At 61.9% G+C, this 9,923-nt stretch carries 9 protein-coding genes; 6 read left to right on the top strand and 3 right to left on the bottom strand.

Annotated elements, in window-relative coordinates:
* Window positions 1–179: 179 nt before the first annotated feature.
* Both recA and alaS read left to right on the top strand, forming a co-directional pair.
* Entirely contained in the window at window positions 180–1,280 is a 1,101-nt protein-coding gene (gene recA, locus NKH95_RS31740; protein ID WP_023810321.1) for a recombinase RecA, read from the top strand.
* A 298-nt stretch (window positions 1,281–1,578) separates the two neighbouring features.
* Window positions 1,579–4,245, top strand: a complete 2,667-nt coding sequence (gene alaS / locus NKH95_RS31745; RefSeq protein ID WP_352440144.1) for an alanine--tRNA ligase — start codon at window positions 1,579–1,581, stop codon at window positions 4,243–4,245.
* Between the two features lie 227 nt (window positions 4,246–4,472).
* Here alaS and NKH95_RS31750 read toward each other — a convergent pair whose 3' ends face one another.
* On the bottom strand, window positions 4,473–5,108 hold the full coding sequence (locus tag NKH95_RS31750) for a glutathione S-transferase family protein (protein ID WP_352440145.1): 636 nt from the start codon (window positions 5,106–5,108) through the stop codon (window positions 4,473–4,475).
* Between the two features lie 12 nt (window positions 5,109–5,120).
* On the bottom strand, window positions 5,121–6,332 hold the full coding sequence (locus NKH95_RS31755) for an NADP-dependent isocitrate dehydrogenase (protein WP_127321786.1): 1,212 nt from the start codon (window positions 6,330–6,332) through the stop codon (window positions 5,121–5,123).
* Between the two features lie 215 nt (window positions 6,333–6,547).
* On the opposite strand from NKH95_RS31755, the gene NKH95_RS31760 reads away from it, so the two are divergent.
* The 3 genes from NKH95_RS31760 to NKH95_RS31770 all read left to right on the top strand — a co-directional run bounded on the left by NKH95_RS31760 (window position 6,548) and on the right by NKH95_RS31770 (window position 8,508).
* Window positions 6,548–7,462, top strand: coding sequence for an RNA methyltransferase (locus tag NKH95_RS31760; protein ID WP_128303273.1), 915 nt, complete (start codon window positions 6,548–6,550; stop codon window positions 7,460–7,462).
* A complete protein-coding gene (gene murI, locus NKH95_RS31765; protein WP_023810327.1) occupies window positions 7,455–8,255 on the top strand; it encodes a glutamate racemase in 801 nt (266 codons plus the stop codon). The genes NKH95_RS31760 and murI overlap by 8 nt, the downstream gene beginning before the upstream one ends.
* 64 nt (window positions 8,256–8,319) lie before the next feature.
* Entirely contained in the window at window positions 8,320–8,508 is a 189-nt protein-coding gene (locus tag NKH95_RS31770; protein ID WP_023810328.1) for a DUF3008 family protein, read from the top strand.
* Between the two features lie 84 nt (window positions 8,509–8,592).
* On the opposite strand, the gene NKH95_RS31775 is transcribed toward NKH95_RS31770, so the two are convergent.
* Window positions 8,593–8,802 (bottom strand): hypothetical protein, encoded by a 210-nt coding sequence (locus NKH95_RS31775; RefSeq protein ID WP_023810329.1) that lies wholly within the window; start codon window positions 8,800–8,802, stop codon window positions 8,593–8,595.
* Between the two features lie 375 nt (window positions 8,803–9,177).
* Between NKH95_RS31775 and rpsD the strand changes: the two genes are divergently transcribed.
* Window positions 9,178–9,795 (top strand): 30S ribosomal protein S4, encoded by a 618-nt coding sequence (rpsD, locus tag NKH95_RS31780; RefSeq protein WP_023759539.1) that lies wholly within the window; start codon window positions 9,178–9,180, stop codon window positions 9,793–9,795.
* The last annotated feature ends 128 nt before the right edge of the window (window positions 9,796–9,923 follow it).

The following is a 9,923-nucleotide window of genomic DNA, read 5'->3' on the forward strand; positions in this document are numbered from 1 at the left end:
CGTCTGGCCCAACGTGTGGTGCATCCCTGATCGAATCCTTGGACAAAAAAAGAACAAATCCGGATATTGTTTGTTTTTCAGATATTTGACCCCTCTTGCCAAATGAGAACAAAAAAGGTACAAATAGGCAGGGATTACGGATTGTCCGGCCTTCATTGACGACCAAGGGGTGATGTATCATGGCTCAGAATTCTTTGCGGCTGGTAGAGGACAAGGCAGTGGACAAATCAAAGGCTCTGGATGCGGCGCTGTCGCAAATCGAGCGGGCTTTCGGCAAGGGCTCGATCATGCGGCTCGGCGCCAACGATCAGGTCGTCGAGATTGAAACGGTGCCGACCGGCTCGCTTGGCCTAGACATCGCGCTTGGTGTTGGTGGCTTGCCGCGCGGCCGCATCATCGAGATCTACGGGCCGGAAAGCTCGGGCAAGACGACGTTGGCGCTGCACACCGTTGCGGAAGCCCAGAAGAAGGGCGGCATCTGCGCCTTCGTCGATGCCGAGCATGCGCTCGATCCGGTCTATGCCCGCAAGCTTGGCGTTGATCTCGAAAACCTCCTGATCTCGCAGCCCGACACCGGTGAGCAGGCGCTGGAAATCTGCGACACGCTGGTGCGCTCCGGCGCCATCGACGTGCTGGTGGTCGATTCGGTCGCGGCGCTGACGCCACGCGCCGAAATTGAAGGTGAGATGGGCGATTCGCTGCCCGGCCTGCAGGCCCGCTTGATGAGCCAGGCGCTGCGCAAGCTGACCGCGTCGATCTCGCGCTCCAACACCATGGTCATCTTCATCAACCAGATCCGCATGAAGATCGGCGTCATGTTTGGTTCGCCCGAGACCACGACGGGCGGCAACGCGCTGAAATTCTACGCTTCGGTGCGTCTTGACATCCGCCGCATCGGCTCGATCAAGGACCGCGACGAGGTTGTCGGCAACCAGACCCGCGTCAAGGTGGTCAAGAACAAGCTGGCGCCGCCCTTCAAGGTGGTCGAATTCGACATCATGTTTGGTGAGGGCGTGTCCAAAACCGGCGAACTGGTCGATCTCGGGGTCAAGGCCGGTATTGTCGAGAAGTCTGGCGCCTGGTTTTCTTATAATTCGCAGCGTCTCGGCCAGGGCCGCGAAAATGCCAAGCTGTTCCTTCGTGACAATCCCGACACGGCACGCGAGATCGAGTTGTCGATCAGGCAGAATGCCGGGCTGATCGCCGAGAAATTCCTCGAGAATGGCGGCCCTGAGCGCGGCGAAGACGACGGTTTCGAGGAAGAATCCGGCGCCATGTAACAGCTTCGTGCGCGATGCCGGCCGGAGTTCGGCCATAATCGCGTTCTATTATCTCAGGCTTATGTAATTGAGTTCCGCGTTATTGCGTTTCGAAACCGCCGGCCCAGTGCCGGCGGTTTTGCGTTTCGGCAGCGAAAACAGGCCGGTTCGAACGGCCGGCAAAGGCCGTGGATTGGACCAATTCCGTGTTTCTGGACAGGGTGAGGCGCGGCGGCTAAAAGGCCAAGTCCTAATCTTCTAAAAACGCAGAGCCCATTTCCGCCGGTTTGCCGGCGGCTCTTCCGAAAAGGCAGCATTCATGAGTGGCGTGAACGAGATCCGGTCGACATTTCTCGACTACTTCCGCAAGGAGGGTCACGAGATCGTCGCGTCGAGCCCGCTGGTGCCGCGCAACGATCCGACACTGATGTTCACCAACGCCGGCATGGTGCAGTTCAAGAATGTCTTCACCGGTTTGGAGAAGCGGCCCTATTCGCGCGCGTCGACAGCCCAGAAGAGCGTGCGCGCCGGCGGCAAGCACAACGATCTCGACAATGTCGGCTACACTGCGCGCCATCTGACCTTCTTCGAGATGCTCGGCAATTTTTCCTTTGGCGACTATTTCAAGGAGCGAGCCATCGAGCTTGCCTGGAACCTGATCACCAGGGAGTTCGGGCTGAACAAGGACAAGCTGCTGGTCACCGTCTATCATACGGACGACGAGGCGGCCGGTTTCTGGAAGAAGATCGCCGGGTTTTCCGACGACCGCATCATTCGCATCGCGACATCGGACAATTTCTGGGCGATGGGCGATACCGGCCCGTGCGGTCCGTGTTCGGAGATCTTCATCGACCGCGGCGAGCACATCTGGGGTGGTCCTCCCGGCAGCCCGGAGGAAGATGGCGACCGTTTCCTGGAATTCTGGAACCTGGTGTTCATGCAGTATGAACAGGTGACGAAGGAGGAGCGGATCGACCTGCCGCGCCCCTCGATCGACACCGGCATGGGCCTGGAGCGCATGGCGTCCATCCTGCAAGGGGTGGAAAGCGTCTTCGAGACCGATCTGTTCCGCCACCTGATCGACGCCGCCTCGTCCGCGATCGGGCATGGTCCCGACAAGGAGACTGTCGCGTCCTACCGGGTCATTGCCGATCATCTGCGCTCGTCCTCCTTCCTGGTCGCCGATGGCGTGCTGCCTTCGAACGAAGGCCGTGGCTATGTCCTGCGTCGCATCATGCGCCGCGCCATGCGTCATGCGCAGTTGCTCGGTGCCAACGAACCGCTGATGTGGAAGCTGGTGCCGGCGCTGGTGCGCGAAATGGGTCAGGCCTATCCGGAACTGCTGCGCGGCGAACAGTTGATCACCGAGACGCTGAAGCTCGAGGAGACCAGGTTTCGCAAGACGCTGGTGCGCGGCCTCGGCCTGCTTTCGGAGGCGACCGAAACGCTTCATGCCGGCGACATGCTGGACGGCGAGACGGCCTTCAAGCTCTACGACACCTATGGCTTCCCGCTCGATCTGACGCAGGACGCGCTGCGCCAGCGCAGCATCTCTGTCGATCTTGCCGGCTTCACCAATGCGATGGAGCAGCAGAAGGCCGAGGCGCGCAAGCACTGGGCTGGGTCCGGCGACGCGGCGACCGAGACCATCTGGTTCTCCGTGCGCGAGAAGGCCGGCGCCACCGAGTTCCTCGGATATGAGACTGAAGCTGCCGAAGGCATCATCCAGGCGCTGGTCAGGGACGGCAAGACCGTCGACAGCGCCGGCAAGGGTGACGCAGTGGCGATCGTCGTCAACCAGACGCCGTTCTATGCCGAGTCCGGCGGCCAGATGGGCGACACCGGCGTTATTTCAGGCGAGGGCTTCTCGATCGAGGTTTCCGATACGCAGAAAAAGGCCGACGGGCTGTTCGTGCATATCGGCAAGGTTGCCAGCGGCACGGTCAAGACGGGCGCCGCCGTCGAACTGAAGGTAGATCATGCGCGCCGCTCCAGGTTGCGCGCCAACCATTCCGCGACGCATTTGATCCATGAGGCGCTGCGCGAGGTGCTGGGCAGCCATGTCGCGCAGAAGGGCTCGCTGGTGGCGCCCGAGCGCCTGCGCTTCGACATCTCGCACAACAAACCCATTTCATCGGAGGACCTCGAAGAGGTCGAGCGCATGGCCAACGAGATCGTCGTGCAGAACAGCCCGGTGTCCACGCGCCTGATGTCGGTCGACGATGCCATTGCCGAAGGCGCCATGGCGCTGTTTGGCGAGAAGTATGGTGACGAAGTGCGCGTCGTGTCCATGGGCACCGGGGTGCACGGCGCCAAGGCCAACCGGCCCTATTCGGTCGAGCTCTGCGGTGGCACGCATGTCCGGGCGACCGGCGATATCGGCCTGGTGCGTGTCGTGTCGGACAGCGCGGTCGCCGCCGGCGTGCGCCGCATCGAGGCGCTGACCGGCGAAGCCGCGCGCAAACATCTCGACGAGCAGGACCGGCGTTTGAAGGCGACGGCGGCCGTGCTCAAGATTTCGCCGGCCGATGTGCCGGCGCGCGTCGAGACGCTGCTCGAAGAGCGCAAGAAGCTCGAGAAGGAATTGACCGAGGCGCGCAAGAAGCTGGCGCTGGGCGGGGGATCGTCAGCCGATGCTCCAGCCGCCAATGAGACGGTCGCCGGTGTCGGCTTCCTCGGCAAGACGGTCTCCGGTGTCTCGCCGAAGGATTTGAAGCCGCTGGCCGATGCCGGCAAGAGCTCGCTCGGCTCCGGCGTCGTCGTCTTCGTCGGCGCCGGCGAAGACAACAAGGCAAGCGTCGTGGTGGCCGTCACCGACGACCTCATCGGCCGCTTCAGCGCCGTCGACCTTGTCCGCGTGGCCTCCGCCGCATTGGGCGGGCAGGGCGGCGGCGGGCGGCCCGACATGGCCCAGGCCGGTGGCCCCGACGCTTCCAAGGCCGATGATGCGATTGCAGCGGTGAGGGCGGCACTCGAAGCGGCGTAGGCTAGTGGGCTGAATTTATAGCAACGGTTGGAGGGCCAGCGCCCCCCTCTGTCCTGCCGGACATCTCCCCCACTTGGGGGGAGATCGGACGTCGCGTCGGCTTTCGCCAATCTCCCACGTGGAAATAAAACCGCGCCGGAATAGGCGCCTTAGCGGACGCTGCCAATCTCCCCACTCGTGGGGGAGATGTCCGGCAGGACAGAGGGGGGCGCTGTCCCGCAGGCCTCTCAATACTTATCGCGGGCTTGTTCAGTCCGCACGAAGCTCGGCCGAGCCGCAATGCGCGCATACCAGTCCTGGATGTCCGCGAACCGTGCCAACAGGCCTTGCCCTTCGGCGACATTGAGGAAATAGGCGATGATGGGTGCCGCGTGCAGGTCGGCCAGCGTGAGCTGGTCGCCGAGCAGCCACGGTCCGGGAGCCTTGAGTGAGGTAAGCACCCCGAGCACCGTTTCGGCCTGGCGCAGCCCGCTGGCGATCAGCGCCTCGTCGGGGGCCTCTTTCTCCAGCCGCTCGACGGCAACATCCCAGACCATCGCGCGATAGCCATAGGCGTCGAGCATGCCGATGATCTGGCCCATCCTGGCGCGGCCGCGCGCGTCGGCAGGCTGCAGCGTCGGCCCGTCGAACGCCTCCTCGACATAGCGCGCAATCGCGCTTGTCTCGAAGAGGCGAAACCCGTCATGCTCGAAGGCCGGGATGCGGCCGAACGGATGATGCTCGAAATACCAGGCGGGAACGCCATCGGCGGCAAAGACATCGACCGGCACAAGCTCGTAGTCGATGCCTTTTTCCGCGAGTACGAGGCGGACGATGCGTAGATAGACGCTGTACTCCGCCCCGTAGACGATGGGCTTGCCCATCTTGCTTACTTGTCAGGCCATCGCCTTCTGCAGGTTCTCGTCGATCTTGTCGAGGAAACCGGTGGTCGACAGCCAGGGCTGGTCGGGGCCGATCAAGAGCGACAGGTCCTTGGTCATGAAGCCGGACTCGACCGTCTGGATGCAGACCTTTTCCAGCGTTTCGGAGAAACGCTTTAGGTCGGCATTGTCGTCGAGCTTGGCGCGGTGCGCGAGGCCGCGCGTCCAGGCGAAGATCGAGGCGATCGAATTGGTCGAGGTTTCCTCGCCCTTCTGATGCTGGCGATAATGGCGGGTGACGGTGCCATGCGCGGCTTCGGCTTCCACGGTCTTGCCGTCCGGTGTCATCAGCACCGATGTCATCAGGCCGAGCGAGCCGAAACCCTGAGCAACCGTGTCGGACTGCACGTCACCGTCATAGTTCTTGCAGGCCCAGACATAGCCGCCCGACCATTTCAGGGCGGAGGCCACCATGTCGTCGATCAGGCGGTGCTCGTACCACAGCTTCTTCGACTTGAACTCGGCCTCGAATTCAGCCTCGTAGACCTCCTGGAAGATGTCCTTGAAGCGGCCGTCATAGGCCTTGAGGATAGTGTTCTTGGTCGACAGATAGACCGGATAGTTGCGCAGCAGGCCGTAGTTCAGCGAGGCGCGGGCAAACTCGCGGATCGAGTCGTCGAGATTGTACATGGCCATGGCGACACCGGCGCCGGGCGCGTCGTACACATCGTGCTCGATCACCTGGCCGTCCTCACCCACGAATTTGATGGTCAGCTTGCCCTTGCCGGGGAAGCGGAAATCGGTGGCGCGGTACTGGTCGCCGAAGGCATGACGGCCGACGATGATCGGCTTGGTCCAGCCGGGCACCAGGCGCGGCACGTTCTTCATGATGATCGGCTCGCGGAAGATGGTGCCGCCGAGGATGTTGCGGATGGTGCCGTTCGGCGACTTCCACATCTTCTTCAGCTTGAACTCCTCGACGCGCTGTTCGTCGGGCGTGATCGTCGCGCATTTCACGCCGACGCCGTGTTTCTTGATGGCGTTGGCCGAATCGATGGTCACCTGGTCGTTGGTGGCGTCGCGATGCTCGATGCCGAGGTCGTAATATTCAAGCTTGAGGTCGAGATAAGGGTGGATCAGCTTGTCCTTGATGAACTGCCAGATGATGCGGGTCATCTCGTCGCCGTCGAGTTCGACGACCGGGTTCGCCACCTTGATCTTCGCCATGGAAAGAATGCCTCGTTGCTGGGATATGGGACGGCCTTGCCCGCGTGGCGTTGGGCCGGGAGATGTCGCCCGTATATCAAAGCGCTTTTGGCCACGCAAACGGCGATCGGTCACGAATTGGAGGCCAGAGCCGTCGTCATTTGCGAATGCTTCATTTTCCCGGCCGAATATGGCAGGGACGCTGAAATGCCGCAAACAGCAGTTCATTGACAATCATGCCCGTCATCAAAGATCCCGATAGCATTGCAGTCGCCGGCCCGGCGATCATCCTCGTCGAGCCGCAGCTTGGCGAGAACATCGGCATGGTCGCGCGCGCCATGGCCAATTTCGGTCTGTCGGAGCTGCGCCTGGTCAACCCGCGTGATGGTTGGCCGAGCGAGAAGGCACGCGCGGCGGCCAGCCGCGCCGACCATGTCATCGACGCCGTGAGAGTGTTCGACGACCTGGCCTCGGCGCTCGCCGACTTGAATTTTGTCTTCGCAACCACGGCCAGGCAGCGCGACGGCTTCAAATCCGTGCGCGGGCCGGTGGAGGCGGGCAGGATGCTTCGGACCCATCATGCAATGGGACAACGCACTGGCATCCTGTTCGGACGCGAACGCTTCGGCCTCTACAATGACGAGGTCGGCTTGGCCGACGAGATCGTCACTTTCCCGGTCGATCCCGATTTCTCCTCGCTCAACATCGCCCAGGCCGCGCTGCTGATGTCCTATGAATGGATGAAGTCCGGCCTGGAAGATGAGACCAAGACCAATTTTTCCGGCCCGGACATGAAGCCGGCAAGCAAGGAAGAATTGCACGGCCTGTTTGCGTATCTGGAAGGCGCATTGGAAGCGCGCGGCTATTTCCGGCCGGCGCCGAAGAAGCCGAAAATGGTCGACAATCTGCGCGCGGTGCTCACACGCCCCGGCTTTGCCGAACCGGAGCTCAAGGTGCTGCGCGGCATCATCTCGTCGCTCGACAGGTTTTCTCCGGCGATGCCGCGCGGCGACGGGTCCCCTGGCGACGATCCGCGGCGCTTGCCCGCGGCCGCCGCGCGTGCCCGCAAGGCGGAGGCGGCGCGCTTTGCCGACACCGGCAAGGACGATGACATACCGCCGCTTGGCGGAAAAGGAACCGACAATGACTGAGCGGCCGATCCTGATGTTCGATTCGGGCATCGGCGGGCTTACCGTGCTGCGCGAGGCACGCGTGCTGATGCCCGACCGCCGCTTCATCTATGTCGCCGACGACGCTGCGTTTCCCTACGGCGCTTGGGAAGAGCCGGCGCTGAGGGCGCATATACTCGAATTGTTCGGCAAACTGCTGGAGCGCTTTGCGCCGGCCATTTCCGTCATCGCCTGCAACACCGCCTCGACGTTGGTGATCGATGCGTTGCGCGATAGATTTCCCGAGCATCCTTTCGTCGGCATGGTGCCTGCGATCAAGCCGGCGGCGGAACGCACGCGCTCAGGGCTGGTTTCGGTGCTGGCGACGCCTGGCACCGTCAAGCGCCAATACACGCGCGACCTGATCAGCAAATGGGCGCAGAAATGCCATGTCCGCCTGGTCGGCAGCGACAGGCTGGCGGGACTGGCTGAGATCTACATGCGTGAGGGCTTCGTCGATGAAGAAGCCGTGCGCACCGAGATTACGCCGTGCTTCGTCGAACATGATGCGCTGCGTACGGATATCGTCGTGCTCGCCTGCACACACTACCCCTTTCTGGCCAATCGCATGCGCAAGACGGCGCCCTGGCCGGTCGATTGGCTCGACCCCGCTGAAGCGATCGCGCGCCGGGCGCTGTCGCTTCTCGCCGACATCGATCCGAGCGGTCGTGGCGAGATGCTGCCTGAAGGCCCCGACCTTGCCGTCTTCACATCGAAAAGAGCCGATTTTCCGACCCGTCGCCTAATACAGGGCTTCGGGCTGGCGATGTCGTGATTCCGAAGCGGAACATCACGGCAGTCGTTGCGTTTTTCTCCAGATTCTAACGGGAGAAAGAGCCATGCCAGCCACCTCGAAAGCCCAGCAGAAAGCCGCCGGCGCGGCTCTGTCGGCCAAGCGCGGCGAGACCAAGAAGAGCGAACTCCAGGGCGCTTCCAAGGGAATGTACGAATCGATGAGCGAAAAGCAGCTCGAGGAATTCGCCGAGACGAAGCGCAAGGGCCTGCCGGAGAAGAAGTCGAAAGACTAAGGGTTAAGCATCCGGAATCAAAGAGCCCGCGGCCAAGACCGCGGGCTTTGAAATGATATCGGCCGCCTGAGACCGGATAGGAGCCTACCAGCGCCCGCTGCAGCGCTTGATCTTGTAGCGTATGACCTTCTTGTGGCCGTGCCGCCAGATAACCTTCTTCTTGATCACGATGCGGCAAGCCTGGTGATGCCGGTGTCCTTGCCAATGCCTGGCCTCCGCCGGCTCCGGTGTCAGGACCGCCATGGATCCCGCCAACACAGCGGCTCCTGTCAGGGTAAGGAAGAATTTCTTCATGCGAATGTAGCTCCTCTGCTCCGGTCCCTTCCTGATGCCGCTGGCGCAACCTCCCGCCACATCCGGCACTGTACTCAACCCAGAGACGCTATATCGTCGCCATGGCCTACGCCAGCCACAAGCTTGACACCGGTTAAATCTCCGTTTAATCAGCGCGCCAACACCGGGCCGCAATGCCCGGTGGTTTTCTTTATGTGGGCAAGATGCGTGGAAATCCAATTCTACTATCTTGTTTGAACTGACGTGTCCCGTGGGTTTTCCGCCGCGTTGCGTGGGAAAACCCTGTCAGGTCTCGAAAACGGAGGCCAGAGGAGGGCGCGTTTCCTTCACCCGGACCATGAGGTTCCGGGTGTATTGTTTTGAAAAGGGAATGCGATGAGCAAGCGCGAATCCGCGAAGTACAAGATCGACCGCCGTCTCGGCGAAAATATCTGGGGCCGCCCGAAGTCCCCGGTCAACAAGCGTGAATACGGTCCTGGCCAGCATGGCCAGCGCCGCAAGGGCAAGCTTTCCGATTTCGGCCTGCAGCTGCGCGCCAAGCAGAAGCTGAAGGGTCACTATGGCGATGTTTCGGAAAAGCAGTTCCGCAAGGTCTATGAAGAGGCTGACCGCCGCAAGGGCGACACCTCGGAGAACCTGATCGGCCTGCTCGAATCGCGTCTCGACGCGGTCGTCTACCGCGCCAAGTTCGTGCCGACCATTTTCGCCGCCCGTCAGTTCGTCAACCACGGCCACGTCAACGTCAACGGCAAGCGTGTCAATATCGGCTCGTATCGCTGCAAGCCGGGCGATGTCGTCGAAGTGCGCGAAAAGTCCAAGCAGCTGGTCATCGTTCTGGAAGCGGTCGGTCTCGCCGAGCGCGACGTGCCGGACTACATCGAAGCCGATCACAACAAGATGGTCGCGACCTTCTCGCGCATCCCTGGCCTTGCGGACGTTCCGTTCGCCGTGCAGATGGAACCGAACCTGGTCGTCGAATTCTATTCGCGCTAAAACGAGCGCGTTCTGCGATACCAAGCAAAGGCCGCCCGTCGAGGCTAATGCAGTTCACTTAGGCACCTTCAGTGTTCTGACAGGATATTTGGCTGGTAGCTTTTTGACGACACGGGGGCATGATCGCC

The sequence above is a fragment of the Mesorhizobium sp. M0848 genome (genome assembly GCF_040319805.1).
In the GTDB taxonomy this organism is placed as follows: domain Bacteria; phylum Pseudomonadota; class Alphaproteobacteria; order Rhizobiales; family Rhizobiaceae; genus Mesorhizobium.